The following is a 19,422-nucleotide window of genomic DNA, read 5'->3' as shown; positions in this document are numbered from 1 at the left end:
GTGGGGAGATGTGGTAAATTATAGATAAGGTGAGGTGAGAAAAAATGTTCATGGGAGAATACGATCATCAATTAGATACAAAAGGACGTATGATTATACCGTCCAAGTTTCGTTATGACTTAAATGAACGTTTTATTATCACCCGAGGCCTTGATAAGTGTTTATTCGGCTATACTTTAGAAGAATGGCAACAGATTGAAGAGAAGATGAAAACCTTACCTATGACAAAAAAAGACGCACGTAAATTTATGCGTATGTTCTTCTCTGGTGCTGTTGAAGTAGAGTTGGATAAGCAAGGGCGTATTAATATTCCTCAGAATTTAAGGAAGTACGCTAACTTAAATAAGGAATGTACAGTAATAGGTGTTTCAAATCGTATAGAGATTTGGGATAGAGAAACTTGGAATGATTTCTATGAAGAATCAGAAGATAGTTTCGAAGATATTGCTGAAGATTTAATAGATTTTGATTTTTAAATTGGAGGTATGACAGTGTTTCATCATATAAGCGTAATGTTAAACGAAACCATTGATTATCTAAATATAAAGGAAGATGGTGTGTATGTTGACTGTACGTTAGGTGGAGCAGGACATGCCTTATATTTATTAAATCAATTAAGTGATGAAGGTAGACTTATTGCAATTGATCAAGACTTAACTGCAATAGAAAATGCTAAAGATGTTCTAAAAGAACACTTACATAAAGTCACTTTTATACACAGTAATTTTAGAGAATTGACACAAATATTAAATGAATTAAACATTGAAAAAGTTGATGGTATTTACTATGACTTGGGTGTTTCAAGCCCTCAATTAGATGTACCAGAAAGAGGCTTTAGTTATCATCACGATGCGAAATTAGACATGCGTATGGATCAAACACAATCATTGTCCGCTTATGAAGTAGTAAATGAATGGCCATATGAAGCATTGGTAAAAATTTTCTATCGTTATGGTGAAGAAAAGTTCTCAAAACAAATCGCAAGAAGAATCGAAGCGAATAGGGAAAAACAACCTATAGAAACAACATTAGAATTAGTAGAAGTTATTAAAGAAGGTATCCCTGCTAAAGCGAGAAGAAAGGGTGGACACCCTGCTAAAAGAGTGTTCCAAGCAATTCGAATTGCAGTTAATGACGAATTGTCTGCATTTGAAGATTCAATTGAACAAGCAATTGAGTTAGTGAAAGTTAACGGACGTATATCTGTCATTACATTCCATTCATTAGAGGATAGATTATGTAAGCAGATGTTTCAAGAGTATGAAAAGGGACCCGATGTACCAAGAGGGTTACCAGTGATTCCAGAAGCGTATACGCCAAAATTAAAACGCGTTAACCGAAAACCGATCACAGCAACAGACGAAGATTTAGACGACAATAACCGAGCGCGAAGTGCGAAACTACGTATTGCAGAAATATTAAAATAAGGAGTAATTCAACATGGCTGTAGAAAAAGTTTATCAACCATATGATAATGCAACACAAACCAGTGTTCCAAAAAGACAACCGCAAACCTCTCCACAAAAGCAAACCGTTAAACGTAAAGTTGTCGTTCAACTTACGAAATTTGAGAAGATTTTATACATAACACTAGTCTCTGTTATTGCTATGATTAGTATATATATGCTATCTTTAAAAATGGATGCGTATGATACGCGAGGAAAAATTGCAGATTTAGATCATAAAATCGAACAACAATCTAGCGAAAACAGCGCCTTAAAATCTGAAATTAAGAAAAATTCTTCATACGAACGCATTTACGACAAGGCTAAGAAGCAAGGTATGAGCCTCGAGAACGATAATGTAAAGGTAGTGCGTAATAATGGCGAAACGAAAAATTAAAATTAAAAAAAATAAAATAGGGGCAGTCCTGCTAGTTGGTTTATTCGGACTGCTCTTTTTTATATTGGTTTTAAGGTTTTCATACATAATGATTACTGGACACTCGAATGGACAAGATTTAATTATGAAAGCTAACCAAAAGTATTTAGTCAATAACCAAGAACAACCAGAACGCGGTAAAATCTATGATAGAAACGGTAAAGTCTTAGCCGAAGATGTTGAGAGGTATAAAGTTGTTGCTGTTGTCGATAAAAAGGCAAGTGAAAACAGTAAGAAACCACGACATGTAGTAGATAAAAAGAAAACAGCCAAAGAATTATCAAAAATAATTGATATGAAGCCCGAAGAAATTGAAAAAAGATTAAATCAAAAAAAGGCCTTCCAAGTTGAATTTGGACAAAAAGGTACTGATTTAACATATCAAGATAAAGAAAAATTAGAAAAGAAAAATTTACCAGGTATCACCTTATATCCTGAGACAGAAAGATTCTATCCTAATGGTAACTTTGCGTCTCATTTAATAGGTATAGCACAAAAGGACCCAGATACTGGTGAATTAAATGGAGCTATGGGTGTTGAAAAAATATTCAATAGTTACCTAAATGGTACTAAAGGTTCACTTAAATATATACACGATATTTGGGGATATATTGCTCCGAATACAAAATCGGAGAAACAACCTAAACGTGGTGATGATGTTCATTTAACTATAGATTCAAATATTCAAGTCTTTGTAGAAGAAGCATTAGACGGAATGGTTGAACATTACAATCCTAAAGATGTCTTTGCAGTTGTTATGGATGCGAAAACAGGTGAAATATTAGCATTTAGTCAGAGACCTACATTTAACCCAGAAACTGGTAAAGATTTTGGGAAAAAATGGGCTAATGACTTGTATCAAAACACATACGAACCAGGTTCGACATTCAAATCTTATGGATTAGCAGCAGCTATACAAGAAGGTAAGTTTAAACCAAACGAAAAATATGAATCTGGACATAGAGATATTATGGGTTCACGTATCTCAGACTGGAATAAAACAGGATGGGGCAAAATCTCTGAAACACTAGGATTCACATATTCTTCTAATACATTAATGATGCACCTACAAGATGAAGTAGGTACAGATAAAATGAAATCTTGGTATGAACGTTTCGGTTTTGGTAAATCTACCAATGGTATGTTTGATGGAGAAGCTACCGGACACATCGCTTGGGAAAATGCATTACAACAAAAAACATCTGCATTTGGTCAATCAACGACAGTGACACCAGTGCAAATGATTCAAGCACAATCAGCCTTTTTCAATAATGGAAACATGTTGAAACCGTGGTTCGTAAGTAGTATTGATAATCCGATTTCGAAAAAGAACTTCTATAAAGGCGAAAAAACTTATGCTGGTAAACCAATCACTAAAGACACTGCTAGCAAAGTTGAAACCGAACTAGACAAGGTAGTGAATAGTGAAGATAGTCACGCTAAAAACTATCGTGTAGATGGTTATGATATCGAAGGTAAAACAGGTACTGCCCAAGTAGCAGATTCAGAAGGTGGCGGTTACGTTAAAGGTGAGAACCCATACTTTGTTAGCTTTATCGGGGATGCACCTAAGAAAAACCCTAAAGTCATTGTTTATGCAGGGATGAGTTTAGCTCAGAAAAATGACCAAGAAGCCTATGAAATGGGTGTAAGTAAAGCATTTAAACCTATTATGGAAAACACATTGAAATACTTAAATGTCGGTAAATCTAAAGACGATGCTTCTAAAAATGAATTTAGTAAAGTACCGAATGTAGAAGGGCAATCCATCGACAAAGCCAAGGATAGTTTGAATGCTAAGTCTCTTAAACCAGTTGTCATTGGCAGTGGTAAAAAAGTTAAATCTCAATCAGTAGATGCAGATACAAAAACTTTACCAAATAGTAAAGTATTGTTAGTAACAGATGGAGATTTGACTATGCCAGACATGAAAGGTTGGACTAAAGAAGATATCTTAGCTTTCCAAGAGTTAACAAACATCAAAGTTAAAACAACTGGAAGCGGATTTGTTTCAAAACAATCAGTGACGCAAGGTCAAAAGCTTAAAAAATCTGACAACATAGAAGTGACGCTTTCTGCTGAGTCGACTGACGGTACAACAGATGAAAGTAGTAAACAATCATTAGATAAGTCTAGTGATAAGAAAGATAAATCTAAGAAGAAAGATTCAAGCTCTAGTTAAGACAACATAGATATTAAGCATGTGAGGAAGAGATTGGGATTGATTTTATCCCGCTCTCTTTCTTAATATGTTGTGATTTAACATATAAAAATTGAACCAAAACTGATAAAATATTAAAGGTTATAGATTAAAGATACATATAATAAAATATGTAAATTGACGGATAAAAGAAAAGGAGATCATTATGATTTTTGTATATGCGATGTTATCGCTTCTAATAACTTTTGTACTTGTACCCATACTTATTCCAACGTTAAAAAGAATGAAATTTGGACAAAGTATTCGAGAAGAAGGACCACAAAGCCACATGAAGAAAACGGGCACACCGACTATGGGTGGCTTAACATTCTTAATTAGTATTATTATTACTTCAGTAGTTGCCATTATTTTTGTGGATCACTCGAATCCAATTATTTTATTATTATTTGTGACATTAGGATTTGGATTGATTGGTTTTATCGATGATTACATCATTGTTGTTAAAAAGAACAATCAAGGTTTAACAAGTAAACAAAAATTCCTAGCTCAAATACTTATTGCAGTTATATTTTTCGTGCTAAGTAACGTGTTTAATTTAGTTAACTTCTCAACAACATTACATATTCCATTTACTGACGCTGGCATCCCACTTTCATTTGCCTATGTCATCTTTATCATCTTTTGGCAAGTTGGATTTTCAAACGCAGTAAATTTAACAGATGGACTTGATGGTTTGGCAACCGGTCTATCAATTATTGGCTTTGCGATGTACGCTATCATGAGTTTTGTATTAGATGCACCTGCTATTGGTATCTTCTGTATTATCATGGTATTTGCTTTATTAGGATTTTTACCATATAACTTAAATCCAGCTAAAGTATTTATGGGAGATACTGGTAGTTTAGCACTTGGTGGTATTTTTGCTACCATTTCAATCATGTTAAATCAAGAATTATCACTTGTATTTATTGGTTTCGTATTTGTAGTAGAAACACTATCAGTTATGCTACAAGTTGCATCTTATAAATTAACTAAAAAACGTATTTTCAAAATGAGTCCTATTCATCACCATTTCGAATTATGTGGTTGGAATGAATGGAAAGTTGTAACTGTATTTTGGTCAGTCGGTTTAATTACAGGTCTAATTGGCTTATGGATTGGAGTGCACTAAGATGCTAAATTACACAGGATTAGAAAATAAAGAAGTATTAGTCGTAGGCTTAGCAAAAAGTGGTTATGAAGCAGCAAAATTATTGAGTAAATTGGGTGCGAAGGTAACAGTTAATGATGGTAAAGACTTATCTCAAGATGCACATGCTAAAGATCTAGAAGCGATGGGTATAAAAGTTGTAAGTGGTTCACATCCAACGTCATTACTAGATAATAATCCCATTATTATTAAAAACCCAGGTATTCCATATACTGTATCTATCATTGATGAAGCAGTGAAAAGAGGATTAAAAGTACTAACTGAAGTGGAATTGAGTTATCTTATTTCAGAAGCACCTATTATTGCAGTTACAGGAACTAATGGTAAAACAACAGTAACTTCACTTATAGGAGACATGTTTAAAAACAGTAGACTTACTGGTAGATTGTCAGGCAATATTGGTTATGTTGCTTCGAAAGTAGCACAAGAAGTAAGTTCTAAAGAGTATTTAATTACTGAATTATCTTCATTCCAATTACTCGGTATAGAACAATATAAGCCTCATATCGCAATTATCACTAACATTTATTCTGCACATCTAGATTATCATGAGTCACTTGAAAATTATCAAAATGCTAAAAAGCAAATATACAAAAATCAAACAGAAGATGATTATTTAATTTGTAATTATCACCAGCGTCATCTTATTGAATCAGAAAATTTAAAAGCTAAAACATTGTATTTCTCAACACAACAAGAAGTTGATGGCATTTATATTAAAGATGGCTTTATAGAATATAAAGGCGTACGTATTATTAGTGTAGAAGATTTAGTATTACCAGGCGAACACAATTTAGAAAATATTTTAGCTGCAGTGTTAGCTGCAATCCTAGCTGGTGTACCGATCAAAGCGATTGCAGATAGTTTAACTACCTTCTCAGGTATTGAACATAGACTACAGTATATTGGTACTAATAGAACAAATAAATACTACAATGACTCTAAAGCTACAAATACGTTAGCTACTCAATTCGCACTTAATTCATTTAATCAACCTATTATTTGGTTATGTGGTGGATTAGATAGAGGTAATGAATTTGATGAATTAATCCCATATATGAAAAATGTCAGAGTGATGGTTGTATTTGGTGAGACACAAGAAAAATTTGCCAAGTTAGGTAATAGCCAAGGTAAATATGTCATTAAGGCTACAGATGTACAAGATGCTGTAGATAAAATCCAAGATGTCATTGAGCCTAACGATGTTGTATTATTATCTCCTGCATGTGCAAGTTGGGATCAATACAACACATTCGAAGAACGTGGTGAGAAATTCATAGAAAGTTTCCGTGCACACTTGCCATCATACTAAAAGGGCGTGAAATCATATGGACGGTAAAACAAATAAAAACAACCATAACAAGCAAACGAATCACGAAAATAATCAAAATGATGATTTAAGTATGTTCCGTAGAAGTAACGACTTTAGAACTAGAAAAAGGAAGAAGTTTAAAGATAAAGTTGACGATGAGCAATCATTTTCATCGAGTTTTGATGACAATGACAAAGAGAGAAAAAATAGGAACAACAATGAAATGGATTCTAGGCAATATGAAGATCATAATACTCATCAGTATGAACATTATGGCCAAAATCAACCTGATGCGGAATCTATGCACACCACTCAAGAATTGGAACAGTCATATTCAGATGATTATCATGAAACTGAACGTGACATAGAGAAGAATGAATCGTCAAATGATATAAACAGTACTGCAACTAAGACCAAAACAGATACTAAAAAACATAAAAATAAAGATAAAAAATCTAAAGAGAATTGGTTTCAAAAGTTAACAGGAAAGCCAAAGTCATCTGATAAGGAAGCTAAAACCGATCGCAAACAACAGGATTACGATAGTAAGGTGACACAATTTAATTCACCTACATTAGAAGAAAAAAGAGCACAACGTCGACAACGACAAAAAAGAATTCAATATACAGTCATAACAGTATTGGTGTTATTAATCGTGATATTTTTACTTTATATGTTTACACCATTAAGTAAAATTTCTAATGTGAAAATTGAAGGTAATCATAATGTGAGTAAAAGTCAGATAAATAAGGCATTAGATGTAAAGCCAAGCTCACGTATGTATACATTTAGTAAAAGTAAAGCTCGGAACAATTTGAAGGAAAAAGAATTAATTAAAGATGTTAAAATAACAAAAGTAATACCTAATACATTAAATGTAAACATAACTGAATATCAGGTTGTTGGCTTGGAAAAATCTAAAGATAACTATGTACCTGTGTTAGAAGATGGCAAAGAATTAAAAGATTATAAAGGCGATATTTCACATGATGTACCAATTATCGATGGATTTAAAGAAGGCAAAAAAGAAAAAATGATACAAGCACTATCTGAAATGTCACCTAAGGCAAGAAATTTAATTGCAGAAATAAGCTATGCGCCAGATAAGAATAAACAAAACAGAATTAAAATTTTCACTAAAGATAACATTCAAGTGATTGGTGACATTACGACTATTGCGGATAAAATGAAGTATTATCCTCAAATGTCAGAATCATTATCTAGAAGTGATTCTGGTGACTTAAAAACAGATGGATACATTGATCTCTCAGTAGGTGCATCATTTATTCCATATAAAAATAGTACAGGTGCACAATCAGAATCTGAACAAAGTGTATCGCAAACATCACAGAAAGAAACAGATGCTAAAGAAGAACTTCAGAGTGTGTTAAATAAAATTAATAAAGATTCAAAAGAAAATAATTAAAAAATTTTGATATTAGTATGTGTTTATAGTTCACAAGCTTATCAACGTATTGTAAACTAAACATAGTGTATTTTAATAGTAACTTGTCAGGAGGTGCCTATCTATGGAGGAACATTACTATGTAAGCATAGATATTGGTTCATCAAGTGTTAAAACAATAGTAGGCGAAAAATTTCACAATGGAATAAATGTGATAGGTACAGGACAAACCTATACAAGCGGTATAAAAAATGGTTTAATTGATGACTTTGATATTGCTAGACAAGCTGTCAAGGATACAATTAAAAAGGCTTCTATCGCTTCAGGTGTAGACATCAAAGAAGTATTCTTAAAATTACCTATCATAGGAACTGAAGTGTATGATGAATCAAATGAAATAGAATTTTATGAAGATACTGAAATTAACGGAACTCACATTGAATCTGTACTTGAGGGTATTAGAGATAAAAATGATGTTCCTGAAACAGAAGTGATTAACGTTTTCCCAATTCGATTTGTTGTAGATAAGGAAAATGAAGTATCAGATCCAAAAGAATTAATCGCAAGACACTCACTTAAAGTGGATGCTGGCGTTATTGCTATTCAAAAATCAATTTTAATTAATATGATTAAATGTGTTGAATCATGTGGTGTAGATGTATTAGATGTATATTCTGATGCATATAACTACGGATCAATCTTATCAGCAACTGAGAAAGAACTTGGCGCATGTGTGATTGATATCGGTGAAGATTTAACACAAATTGCCTTCTATGAACGTGGCGAATTAGTAGATGCTGATTCAATAGAAATGGCTGGTCGTGATATTACTGATGATGTGGCACAAGGTTTAAATACGTCATATGACACGGCTGAAAAGATAAAACATCAATATGGACATGCATTTTATGATTCAGCTTCAAGCCAAGATGTATTCACAGTAGATCAAATTGATAGTGAAGAACATGTTCAGTATACTCAAAAAGATTTAAGCGACTTTATTGAAGCAAGAGTTGAAGATATATTCTTTGAAGTATTTGATGTATTACAAGAGTTAGGTTTAACTAAAGTTAACGGTGGTTTTGTTGTAACAGGTGGTTCAGCTAATCTATTAGGCGTAAGAGAATTATTACAAGATATGGTTAGTGAAAAAGTGAGAATTCACACACCTTCACAAATGGGAATTAGAAAACCAGAATTTTCATCTGCGATTTCTACTATTTCTAGTAGTATCACTTTTGATGAGTTATTAGATTATGTTACAATTAATTATCATGATAATGAGGAATTTGAAGAGGAAGTTATCGAATCTGATGAAAGAGATACTGACTCTAAATCAAGCGGTTTCGATTGGTTCAAACGCAAATCGAACAAAAAAGATGTTTATGAGGATGAGCCTGAAGCACCTCATGAAGAATATGACGACCGCGAAGCTCATCTAGAAGAAGATCATCATAATGCTCAAGGTAAAGACAAAGAAGAAGGTAAATTTAAAAAACTCATGAAATCTTTATTTGAATGATTATTGGCCATTAAAACTAGGAGGAAATTTAAATGTTAGAATTTGAACAAGGATTTAATCATTTAGCGACTTTAAAAGTCATCGGTGTAGGCGGCGGCGGTAACAATGCTGTAAACCGTATGATTGACCACGGAATGAATAATGTAGAATTTATCGCTATTAATACGGATGGACAAGCTTTAAACTTATCTAAAGCTGAATCAAAAATCCAAATTGGTGAAAAATTAACTCGTGGATTAGGTGCTGGTGCTAACCCAGAAATTGGTAAAAAAGCTGCTGAAGAATCACGCGAACAAATTGAAGATGCTATACAAGGTGCAGATATGGTATTCGTAACTGCAGGTATGGGTGGCGGTACTGGTACTGGTGCTGCTCCTGTAGTAGCTAAGATTGCTAAAGAAATGGGAGCATTAACAGTTGGTGTTGTTACTCGTCCATTTGGTTTCGAAGGACGTAAACGTCAAACACAAGCTGCTGCCGGCGTTGAATCAATGAAAGCTGCTGTAGATACATTAATCGTTATTCCTAACGACCGTTTATTAGATATCGTAGACAAATCAACACCTATGATGGAAGCATTTAAAGAAGCTGACAACGTATTACGTCAAGGTGTACAAGGTATCTCTGATTTAATCGCTGTATCTGGTGAAGTTAACTTAGACTTTGCTGACGTTAAGACAATCATGTCTAACCAAGGTTCAGCATTAATGGGTATTGGTGTTTCATCTGGTGAAAATAGAGCAGTTGAAGCAGCTAAAAAAGCAATTTCTTCCCCATTACTTGAAACATCAATTGTTGGTGCTCAAGGTGTGCTTATGAATATTACTGGTGGCGAATCACTATCATTATTCGAAGCACAAGAAGCTGCGGATATCGTACAAGATGCTGCAGATGAAGATGTAAATATGATCTTCGGTACAGTAATCAATCCAGAATTACAAGATGAAATTGTAGTAACAGTTATTGCTACTGGATTTGAAGATAAACCATCATCTCAAGGTCGTAAAGCGTCTAGTACTGGATTTGGTTCAAGTGTAAATAGCACTTCATCAACTTCTTCAGTTGGTAAAGAAGAATCAATGAGCAGTTCTGCAACAAGTTCATCATCTGATAGTGCGACTGAAAGAAGTCATACGACTAAAGACGATGATATTCCAAGCTTTATCAGAAATAGAGAAGAAAGACGTTCAAGAAGAACAAGACGTTAATCGTATCTTAACCATAATATTTAAAGTCATCAGAATTATTTCTGATGACTTTTTAATTTATTTGAATAGTGATTTTTAAATAGTCGTTGAAGCATAATTTAATTGTTTTTAAAATAATTAGTTTTAAGAATAGAAATAATAGTTTTAATTTAAATACGAATAAGAATGCTATATAATAGTTCTATAAAACATATTTAGACACTTTAATCGTTATTAATGAAAATTCATACTTAAGGTTGTGAAATAGTTGACTGAAAAATTTATAAAACAAAATCATTTTTTAGCATATAAAGACGATAAAATGACACATACTACTCTTGGTTTTACGACACGTGAGGGTGGCTTAAGTATGTATCCTGAAAAAGCCTTTAATATGGCTAGATATGTTGATGATCGACAAGAAAACATTACACATCATCAAACCATATTAGCTAATATGATTGGCTTCCCCCGTAATGAATGGGTTTTTCCGATACAAACACATGAGAATAAAATTGCTAAGATAACATCGAATGATAAAGGTGTAAATATTGATGCTATTACGAATGATTTACATGGTATAGATGGATTGTATACATATGAGCCCAATATATTATTAACGATGTGTTACGCAGATTGTGTGCCTGTTTATTTCTATAGCGAGAAGCATCATTATATTGGACTCGCTCATGCAGGTTGGCGTGGTACATACGGAGAAATCGTTAAAGAAATGGTTCGACATATTGATTTTGATTTAACTGACTTAAATGTAGTTATCGGTCCAGCTACATCTAATTCATATGAGATTAATGATGATATTAAAATGAAATTTGAAAGTCTAGATATTGATACAACTCAATTTATTGATACACGTGATAGTGATAGACACGGTATAGATTTAAAAAAGGCCAACTCATTATTATTACAAAGTGTAGGTGTACCGGAAAGTAATATTTATATTACAGACTATGCTACATCTGAAAACTTAGATTATTTCTTTTCTTATAGAGTTGAAAAAGGACAAACTGGACGAATGTTAGCATTTATAGGAAGAAAGCAAGGTGATTCATAATGCGTGAAGTGAAAGAGAATCTCGCACAAATCAATTCAGAAATCAATGAGCATAGAGAAAAAAGTAACATTTCAACACAGCCTAACGTGATTGCAGTAACAAAGTATGTTACAATAGAGCGAGCTAAAGAAGCATATCAAGCTGGAATTCGACATTTTGGAGAAAATAGACTTGAAGGGTTTAAAGAGAAAAAAGAAGCATTACCAAAAGATGCTGTACTTCATTTTATTGGCTCTTTACAATCTAGAAAGGTTAAAGATGTCATCAATGATGTTGATTATTTTCATGCTTTAGATAGAATGAGTTTAGCTAAAGAAATTAATAAGCGTGCCGAGCATACAATATCTTGTTTCTTACAAGTGAATGTTTCAGGTGAATCATCCAAACATGGGATTAGTTTAGATGAAGTAAATGCTTTTATTGATGAAATTAAACAATTCGAAAATATAAAAATAGTCGGTTTAATGACGATGGCACCATATACAGATGACGAGGGGTACATACAGTCATTATTTAGAAAATTACGAACAAAAAGAGATGAAATTAAACAACTCAATTTAGAATATGCACCATGTGAAGAATTGTCGATGGGTATGAGTAATGACTATCCAATTGCAATTGAAGAAGGTGCAACATTTGTGAGAATTGGGACTAAACTTGTAGGAGAATAGGAGTGAGCCCCTTGGCTTTAAAAGATTTATTTAATGGATTTTTTGTTGTTGAAGATGAAGAAGAAGTGGAAGTACCTGAGGAACGTGAACCTGAGCGTGATCGTAAACCAGAACGTGAAGTAGAATCGCCAAAAGAACCTGTGCAACAACCAGCAGCATCTAAAACAAGTGCGATTAAATCTGTACCTCAAAAAAGTACATCAAGATATAATACAACTTCCGAAGAAAGGAATTATCGTATGAGTAATAATTCTAAATCGAATACAAGAAATGTTGTAACAATGAATAATAACGTTCAATCAAATTATGCTACACAAGAAAGTTCAAAAATGTGTTTATTTGAACCACGTGTTTTCTCAGATACACAAGATATCGCAGATGAATTAAAAAATCGTCGTGCGACATTAGTTAACTTACAACGAATCGACAAAGTATCTGCAAAACGTATCATTGATTTCTTAAGTGGTACTGTTTATGCCATTGGTGGCGATATCCAACGTGTTGGTACAGATATTTTCTTATGTACGCCTGATAACGTCGAAGTTGCTGGTAGTATTACAGATCATATTGAAAACATGGAGCAACATTACGAATAAGGAGCTAACGTATGGACATTGGATTACTTAATACAATTTTCCAATTTATCATTTGGATTGTCCAAATTTATTATTTTGGTATGATTGTATATTTCTTTACATCTTGGGTACCAAGTATACGTGAATCTAAATTTGGTGAAATACTGGGAAAAATTTATGAACCATTTTTAGAACCATTTAGAAAAATCATTCCTCCGATTGGAATGATTGATATTTCATCAATTGCTGCAATTATAGTATTAGTTTTATTCCAAAGAGGACTAGTAACTATTTTTAACATGATTTTAGCTTATTTAGCGAGATAGTTAGAATAAACAGCAATATAGATATGATGATCATAAACGAGGTGATTGGAAGCATTCCATGTTGCCTCGTTTTATTATTGTTTAGATATAAAAATGATATTTTAAATAAATCACATTAAAGTTAAGTGAGGGATGAGCAATCGATATTTATCAACATTTTAGAAAAGAAGAACAAAGTATGATTGATATTTTAATTGATAAATGTGAACAAGCTGAACGTCACTATTCGCCTGTACTAACCACATTCCTAGACCCAAGAGGGCAATATATTTTAGAAGTGATAGTCGGCAGTTACGAAGATTTGAAAGTACATTTTAATGGTGGACCGAGAGCAGAACGACAACGTGCCGTGATTGCACCATCATATTATGAACCAGATGAAAGTGACTTTGAACTCACATTAATTGAAATAGATTATCCTGAAAAGTTTGTAACTATTCAACATCAACACGTTTTAGGTACGTTGATGTCTTTAGGAATCGATAGAAGTCAACTTGGCGATATCATTGTTGGAGAACGTATTCAATTTGTTTTGACAAAAGCATTAGAATCATTTATTATGTTAGAATTCACTAGAATCAAAGGTGCTACAATTAAACTTAATTCTATTCCGTTGAAAGATATGATACAATCAGAAGAGAATTGGAAGATTCACAGTTCAACAGTGAGTGCACTTAGACTTGATGTTGTATTAAAAGACATGATTCATAAATCAAGATCTATTGCGAAACAACTTATAGAGAAGAAGAGAGTCAAAGTGAATCATACCATTATTGATTCACCAGATTTTCAATTAGAAATGAATGACTTACTTTCCATACAAGGATTCGGAAGAGCTCAAGTAACCGATATTGGTGGAAGAACGAAAAAAGATAAAATACACATAACCTATCATACATTATTTAAATAGTGTAAAATTAAGGAGGATACACAATGCCTTTTACACCAAGTGAAATTAAAAGCAAAGAGTTTACTCGTGTGAAAAATGGTTTAGAACCTACTGAAGTTGCAAACTATTTAGACCAGTTAAGTACTGAAATAGAACGTTTAAAAGAAGATAAAAAACAACTTGAAAAAGTCATCGAAGAAAGAGATACTAATATTAAGTCTTATCAAGATGTTCACCAATCAGTTAGCGATGCTTTAGTACAAGCTCAAAAAGCTGGTGAAGAAACAAAATTAGCAGCGAATAAGGATGCAGAGGCAACAATTGCTAAAGCACAAGCGCAAGCAGACCAAATTGTTAACGATGCAATCGAGAAAGCACGTCGCTTAGCTTTCCAAACTGAAGATATGAAACGACAATCTAAAGTATTTAGATCACGTTTCCGTATGCTAGTTGAAGCGCAATTAGACTTATTGAAGAATGAAGATTGGGATTACTTATTAAATTATGATTTAGATGCTGAACAGGTCACTTTAGAAGATATTCATCATTTGAATGATAACGATTTAACAGAAGAAGAAAAAGCTATGAAAAATAATGCGCAAAGTCAATCACAATCAACACAAACTTCAGAGACCACATCAACGTCTCAAAGCGATTCAACAAGTACAAGTCAATCCGAATCAACGAGTTTAAAATAATAATTAAATTTGAAGTCAGACACGTAAGAAACACTACACTTATTACAGCGAATTAGGAAATGGTGTGAGCCTAATATAAGACTGTTTCTTATATCACTGACTGATAATGATGAATAAAGAACCAAGAGAGAACTCTAAGTTGAGTTAATCAGGGTGGTACCGCGGTATAACCGTCCCTGTTAATTGAACTTAGAGTTCTTTTTTATAATTAGGAGGAATGAAAGTATATGAATTATAAAGATACGTTATTAATGCCCAAAACAGAATTTCCAATGCGAGGCGGTTTACCAAATAAAGAACCAAAAATCCAAGAGCAATGGGATGCAGACAATCAATATCAAAAAGCTTTAGAGAAAAACAAAGGTAATGCCTCATATATTTTACACGATGGACCACCATACGCGAATGGTAGTTTACATATGGGTCATGCATTAAACAAAATTATTAAAGACTTTATTGTACGTTATAAAACAATGCAAGGTTTTTATGCACCATATGTACCAGGTTGGGATACACATGGTCTTCCAATTGAACAAGCATTGACTAAAAAAGGTGTAGATCGTAAAAAAATGTCTACAGCCGAATTTAGAGAAAAATGTAAAGAATTCGCTCTAGAGCAAATTGAAATTCAAAAGAAAGATTTCAAACGTCTAGGTGTACGTGGTGACTTTAACGATCCATATATCACATTGAAACCTGAATATGAAGCTGCTCAAATTCGATTATTCGGTGAAATGGCAGAAAAAGGACTTATTTATAAAGGTAAAAAGCCAGTCTATTGGTCACCATCTAGTGAATCATCTCTAGCAGAAGCGGAAATCGAATATCATGATAAACGTTCAGCATCAATTTACGTTGCATTTGATGTTAAAGATGATAAAGGTGTAGTAGATAAAGATGCTCAATTCATTATCTGGACAACTACACCTTGGACAATTCCTTCTAATGTTGCGATTACTGTTCATCCGGAATTAAAATACGGACAATACAATGTAAATGGCAAAAAATATATTATTGCTCAAGCATTAGCTGAAACAGTAGCAGAAGCTTTAGAATGGGATCAAGATACGATTCAACTTGAAAAAGAATTTACAGGTAAAGAATTAGAATATGTTGAAGCACAACATCCATTCTTAGATCGTACTTCATTAGTTATTAACGGTGAACATGTTACAACTGATGCTGGTACAGGTTGTGTTCATACAGCACCTGGACACGGGGAAGACGACTACATTGTTGGACAAAAATATGATTTACCAGTGATTAGTCCATTAAATGATAAAGGTGTCTTCACTGAAGAAGGTGGACCTTTTGAAGGTATGTTCTATGATAAAGCTAATAAAGCAGTAACAGACTTATTAACTGAGAAAGATGCATTGTTAAAATTAAACTTTATTACGCATAGTTATCCTCACGATTGGAGAACGAAAAAACCAGTTATCTTCCGTGCAACACCACAATGGTTTGCATCTATTAATAAAGTGAGACAAGACATTTTAGATGCAATTGAAGATACTCAATTTAAAGTAGATTGGGGTAAAACACGTATTTATAATATGATTCGTGACCGTGGTGAATGGGTAATTTCACGTCAACGTGTTTGGGGTGTACCACTACCTGTCTTTTATGCAGAAAATGGTGACATCATCATGACCAAAGAAACTGTAAATCACGTTGCAGATTTATTTGAACAACATGGTTCTAATATTTGGTTTGAAAAAGAAGCCAAAGATTTATTACCTGAAGGCTTCACACATCCAGGTAGTCCAAATGGTGAATTTACGAAAGAAAATGACATCATGGATGTATGGTTTGATTCTGGTTCATCTCATAGAGGTGTGCTTGAAACACGTCCAGAATTAAGTTTCCCAGCTGACTTATACTTTGAAGGTAGTGACCAATACCGTGGTTGGTTTAACTCATCTATTACAACTTCTGTTGCTACAAGAGGACAAGCACCATATAAATTCTTATTATCTCATGGTTTCGTTATGGACGGAGAAGGTAAGAAAATGAGTAAATCATTAGGTAATGTCATCGTTCCTGATCAAGTCGTTAAACAAAAAGGTGCTGATATTGCACGTCTTTGGGTAAGTAGTACAGACTATTTAGCAGATGTACGTATTTCAGATGAAATCTTAAAACAAACATCTGATGTATATCGTAAAATCAGAAATACATTAAGATTTATGTTAGGTAATGTGAGTGATTTCAATCCTGAAACTGATAGCATTGCTGAAGCGGAGTTATTAGAAGTAGATCGTTATTTATTACATCGTTTACGTGAATTTACTGCAAGTACAATTAACAATTATGAAAACTTTGATTATCTTAATATCTATCAAGAAGTTCAAAACTTTATTAATGTTGAATTAAGTAACTTCTACTTAGATTATGGTAAAGATATTCTATATATCGAAGAACGTTCTTCACATAAACGTCGTAGTATGCAAACAGTACTTTATCAAATCTTAGTTGATATGACTAAGTTGCTTGCACCAATTTTAGTGCATACAGCAGAGGAAGTTTGGTCACATACACCTCACGTTAAAGAGGAAAGTGTTCACTTAGCTGATATGCCTAAAGTTGAAGAGGTAGATCAACAATTATTAGATAAATGGAATACATTTATGAATTTACGTGATGATGTGAACCGTGCTTTAGAAGCAGCACGTAATGAAAAAGTAATTGGTAAATCATTAGAAGCTAAAGTTGTGATTGGTAGTAATCAAGACTTTAATGCTACAGAGTTCTTACAACAATTTGATGATTTACAACAATTATTCATTACGTCACAAGCGGAGGTTGTTGATCAAGTTGATAACGGCGTATCATATCAACATGGTGACATCCGTATTGAACATGCAGAAGGTGAAAAATGTGAAAGATGTTGGAACTATAGTGATCAATTAGGTTCTGTTGGTGAACTAGATCATTTATGTCCACGTTGCCAAGAAGTCGTTAAAACACTAATTTAATCGTTAATGTAATATTCAAACTGTTAGCAAAGTCGAATGATTTTGCTAACAGTTTTTATTTTGCAACGACTTGAGACAGTATGGGTATAAATAAATCGTATTGATAAGCATTGCAATTAAGTTGCTTTTGTTTTGATTTTTTTGCATAATATTTAAAATATGAGTCATAATTCATAAGTAAAGATAGTTATATAGATAAGTTATTTTGAAAGAGGTACATGGAATGTTTCATAATAAAGATGCAAATTTTGTCAACGGAATAACGATTAATGTGAGAGATAAAGATGCGCTCAAACCATTTTACGAACAGATTTTAGGATTTAATATTGTCAATGAAACGATGACAAGTATTCAATATGAAGTGGGCATGTCAAACCATTTTATTACTTTAAATGAAATTGCTAATGGTAGAGAACCTCTAATGTCAGAAGCTGGGTTATTCAATATAGGCATTATGCTGCCTTCATTATCGGATTTAGCTGATTTGTTAGTACAATTAAGCGACTATGAAATCCCGGTAAATGGTGGGGAACAAAGTGTAGCCACATCTCTATTTATCGAAGATCCAGAAGGAAATGGTTTGAAGTTCTATGTCGATCAAGATTATGAAGAATGGCATTATGAAGATGACAAAGTGTTACTTAATATCGTACCAATTAATGTACCACGTTTATTAAATGAAGTATCAGATGAAAAATGGCATGGTATACCAGATGACGCAAAAATAGGTACCTTGCATTTGAAGTCGATTCGTATTTCTGAAGTTAAACCATACTATTTCAATTATTTTGGTTTGGAAGAATCTGCATATATGGATGATTACTCGCTCTTTTTATCCTCACAACATTATCATCATCATTTAGCACTAAATCAATGGATTTCTGGAACAAAACGGGTGGATAATGCACATTCTTATGGCTTAGCGCTTGTAGACTTTCATTATCCTGAAACGACACATTTAAATATCAAAGGACCAGATGGGATATACTTTAGATTTAATTTTATAAAAGAAGCGTGATGAAGTGAAGAAAAGTATTGTTTGGATGTTATTTATTACGATTAGCCTAACACTAGCAGCAATTTTTGATGGTTTGAATAATCAAGATATGACTGAACCTAAAAATCATTTATTCGATTTTAATCCGATGAAATATAATACGTATCAAAAAGGACAATGTACATATTATGTTTTCGATAAGGTGAGAGAAGACCATCATCAAATTGCAAACTCTTGGCATGACGCTAAAGATTGGGCGAAAAATGCTAAAAAAGATCAATATAAAGTCAATCAACATCCTAAAGAAGGTTCGATTTTACAGACGACTGAAGGGAAATATGGTCATGTAGCCTATATTGAAAAAGTGAACGAGGATCAATCATTATACATTTCAGAAATGAATTTTAAAAAGCCATATGAAATATCAAATAGAACTATACCAGCGAATGACGTTGATCAATATCAATATATTCATCCCAAAGAAAATCAACATATATCCTAATGATGAAATGAGTGCAGGCTAGGATATTAATATATT

The 19,422-nt window shown here is 33.1% G+C and carries 18 protein-coding genes; all 18 read left to right on the top strand.

The window, feature by feature from the left end; all coding sequences use genetic code 11:
* The first annotated feature begins 44 nt into the window (after positions 1-44).
* The 18 genes from mraZ to AC2D8K_RS04325 all read left to right on the top strand — a co-directional run bounded on the left by mraZ (position 45) and on the right by AC2D8K_RS04325 (position 19,386).
* Positions 45-476, top strand: a complete 432-nt coding sequence (mraZ, locus tag AC2D8K_RS04410) for a division/cell wall cluster transcriptional repressor MraZ (RefSeq protein ID WP_002450633.1) — start codon at positions 45-47, stop codon at positions 474-476.
* Between the two features lie 15 nt (positions 477-491).
* On the top strand, positions 492-1,427 hold the full coding sequence (gene rsmH, locus AC2D8K_RS04405; RefSeq protein ID WP_002450632.1) for a 16S rRNA (cytosine(1402)-N(4))-methyltransferase RsmH: 936 nt from the start codon (positions 492-494) through the stop codon (positions 1,425-1,427).
* A gap of 13 nt (positions 1,428-1,440) precedes the next feature.
* Entirely contained in the window at positions 1,441-1,842 is a 402-nt protein-coding gene (gene ftsL / locus AC2D8K_RS04400; RefSeq protein ID WP_002450631.1) for a cell division protein FtsL, read from the top strand.
* Complete coding sequence (locus tag AC2D8K_RS04395; RefSeq protein ID WP_002450630.1) at positions 1,823-4,063, top strand: penicillin-binding protein; 2,241 nt, start codon at positions 1,823-1,825, stop codon at positions 4,061-4,063. The genes ftsL and AC2D8K_RS04395 overlap by 20 nt, the downstream gene beginning before the upstream one ends.
* A gap of 184 nt (positions 4,064-4,247) precedes the next feature.
* Positions 4,248-5,213, top strand: coding sequence for a phospho-N-acetylmuramoyl-pentapeptide-transferase (mraY, locus tag AC2D8K_RS04390; RefSeq protein ID WP_002450629.1), 966 nt, complete (start codon positions 4,248-4,250; stop codon positions 5,211-5,213).
* Position 5,214: 1 nt separating this feature from the next.
* Positions 5,215-6,564, top strand: coding sequence for a UDP-N-acetylmuramoyl-L-alanine--D-glutamate ligase (murD, locus tag AC2D8K_RS04385; RefSeq protein ID WP_002450628.1), 1,350 nt, complete (start codon positions 5,215-5,217; stop codon positions 6,562-6,564).
* 16 nt (positions 6,565-6,580) lie between these two features.
* Positions 6,581-7,990, top strand: coding sequence for a cell division protein FtsQ/DivIB (locus AC2D8K_RS04380; RefSeq protein WP_484698093.1), 1,410 nt, complete (start codon positions 6,581-6,583; stop codon positions 7,988-7,990).
* A gap of 103 nt (positions 7,991-8,093) precedes the next feature.
* Positions 8,094-9,491, top strand: a complete 1,398-nt coding sequence (gene ftsA, locus AC2D8K_RS04375; protein WP_002450626.1) for a cell division protein FtsA — start codon at positions 8,094-8,096, stop codon at positions 9,489-9,491.
* Between the two features lie 32 nt (positions 9,492-9,523).
* Positions 9,524-10,699: a cell division protein FtsZ gene (gene ftsZ, locus AC2D8K_RS04370; RefSeq protein WP_002450625.1), complete on the top strand. Its 1,176-nt coding sequence runs from the start codon at positions 9,524-9,526 to the stop codon at positions 10,697-10,699.
* Positions 10,700-10,946: 247 nt separating this feature from the next.
* Entirely contained in the window at positions 10,947-11,750 is an 804-nt protein-coding gene (gene pgeF, locus AC2D8K_RS04365) for a peptidoglycan editing factor PgeF (RefSeq protein WP_002450624.1), read from the top strand.
* An 8-nt stretch (positions 11,751-11,758) separates the two neighbouring features.
* Positions 11,759-12,421 carry a YggS family pyridoxal phosphate-dependent enzyme gene (locus AC2D8K_RS04360; protein WP_172852434.1) on the top strand — a complete coding sequence of 221 codons (663 nt, stop codon included), beginning with the start codon at positions 11,759-11,761 and terminating at the stop codon, positions 12,419-12,421.
* A 2-nt stretch (positions 12,422-12,423) separates the two neighbouring features.
* Positions 12,424-13,017 carry a cell division protein SepF gene (locus tag AC2D8K_RS04355; protein ID WP_100066968.1) on the top strand — a complete coding sequence of 198 codons (594 nt, stop codon included), beginning with the start codon at positions 12,424-12,426 and terminating at the stop codon, positions 13,015-13,017.
* Positions 13,018-13,028: 11 nt separating this feature from the next.
* Positions 13,029-13,322 (top strand): YggT family protein, encoded by a 294-nt coding sequence (locus tag AC2D8K_RS04350; protein WP_002450621.1) that lies wholly within the window; start codon positions 13,029-13,031, stop codon positions 13,320-13,322.
* Between the two features lie 178 nt (positions 13,323-13,500).
* The gene (locus AC2D8K_RS04345; RefSeq protein ID WP_002450620.1) at positions 13,501-14,232 is read left to right on the top strand and encodes a YlmH family RNA-binding protein; all 732 of its coding nucleotides are present in this window, start codon (positions 13,501-13,503) and stop codon (positions 14,230-14,232) included.
* A 23-nt stretch (positions 14,233-14,255) separates the two neighbouring features.
* Entirely contained in the window at positions 14,256-14,909 is a 654-nt protein-coding gene (locus AC2D8K_RS04340; RefSeq protein WP_002450619.1) for a DivIVA domain-containing protein, read from the top strand.
* Positions 14,910-15,136: 227 nt separating this feature from the next.
* Positions 15,137-17,887, top strand: coding sequence for an isoleucine--tRNA ligase (gene ileS / locus AC2D8K_RS04335; protein WP_002450618.1), 2,751 nt, complete (start codon positions 15,137-15,139; stop codon positions 17,885-17,887).
* 223 nt (positions 17,888-18,110) lie between these two features.
* Positions 18,111-18,905: a VOC family protein gene (locus AC2D8K_RS04330; protein WP_002450616.1), complete on the top strand. Its 795-nt coding sequence runs from the start codon at positions 18,111-18,113 to the stop codon at positions 18,903-18,905.
* Between the two features lie 4 nt (positions 18,906-18,909).
* Positions 18,910-19,386 (top strand): CHAP domain-containing protein, encoded by a 477-nt coding sequence (locus tag AC2D8K_RS04325; RefSeq protein ID WP_002450615.1) that lies wholly within the window; start codon positions 18,910-18,912, stop codon positions 19,384-19,386.
* Positions 19,387-19,422 lie beyond the last annotated feature (36 nt).

The sequence above is a fragment of the Staphylococcus sp. 510 genome, from assembly GCF_057219715.1.
Note: the sequence above shows the minus strand (reverse complement) of the source record. Positions and strands in the feature narration are given on the sequence as shown.

Coding starts and splice junctions, on each gene's coding strand:
- mraZ (WP_002450633.1), top strand. CDS start 45: ATGTTCATGGGAGAATACGATCATCAATTAGATACAAAAGGACGTATG.
- ftsL (WP_002450631.1), top strand. CDS start 1,441: ATGGCTGTAGAAAAAGTTTATCAACCATATGATAATGCAACACAAACC.
- AC2D8K_RS04395 (WP_002450630.1), top strand. CDS start 1,823: ATGGCGAAACGAAAAATTAAAATTAAAAAAAATAAAATAGGGGCAGTC.
- mraY (WP_002450629.1), top strand. CDS start 4,248: ATGATTTTTGTATATGCGATGTTATCGCTTCTAATAACTTTTGTACTT.
- murD (WP_002450628.1), top strand. CDS start 5,215: ATGCTAAATTACACAGGATTAGAAAATAAAGAAGTATTAGTCGTAGGC.
- AC2D8K_RS04380 (WP_484698093.1), top strand. CDS start 6,581: ATGGACGGTAAAACAAATAAAAACAACCATAACAAGCAAACGAATCAC.
- ftsA (WP_002450626.1), top strand. CDS start 8,094: ATGGAGGAACATTACTATGTAAGCATAGATATTGGTTCATCAAGTGTT.
- ftsZ (WP_002450625.1), top strand. CDS start 9,524: ATGTTAGAATTTGAACAAGGATTTAATCATTTAGCGACTTTAAAAGTC.
- AC2D8K_RS04350 (WP_002450621.1), top strand. CDS start 13,029: ATGGACATTGGATTACTTAATACAATTTTCCAATTTATCATTTGGATT.
- AC2D8K_RS04345 (WP_002450620.1), top strand. CDS start 13,501: ATGATTGATATTTTAATTGATAAATGTGAACAAGCTGAACGTCACTAT.
- AC2D8K_RS04340 (WP_002450619.1), top strand. CDS start 14,256: ATGCCTTTTACACCAAGTGAAATTAAAAGCAAAGAGTTTACTCGTGTG.
- ileS (WP_002450618.1), top strand. CDS start 15,137: ATGAATTATAAAGATACGTTATTAATGCCCAAAACAGAATTTCCAATG.
- AC2D8K_RS04330 (WP_002450616.1), top strand. CDS start 18,111: ATGTTTCATAATAAAGATGCAAATTTTGTCAACGGAATAACGATTAAT.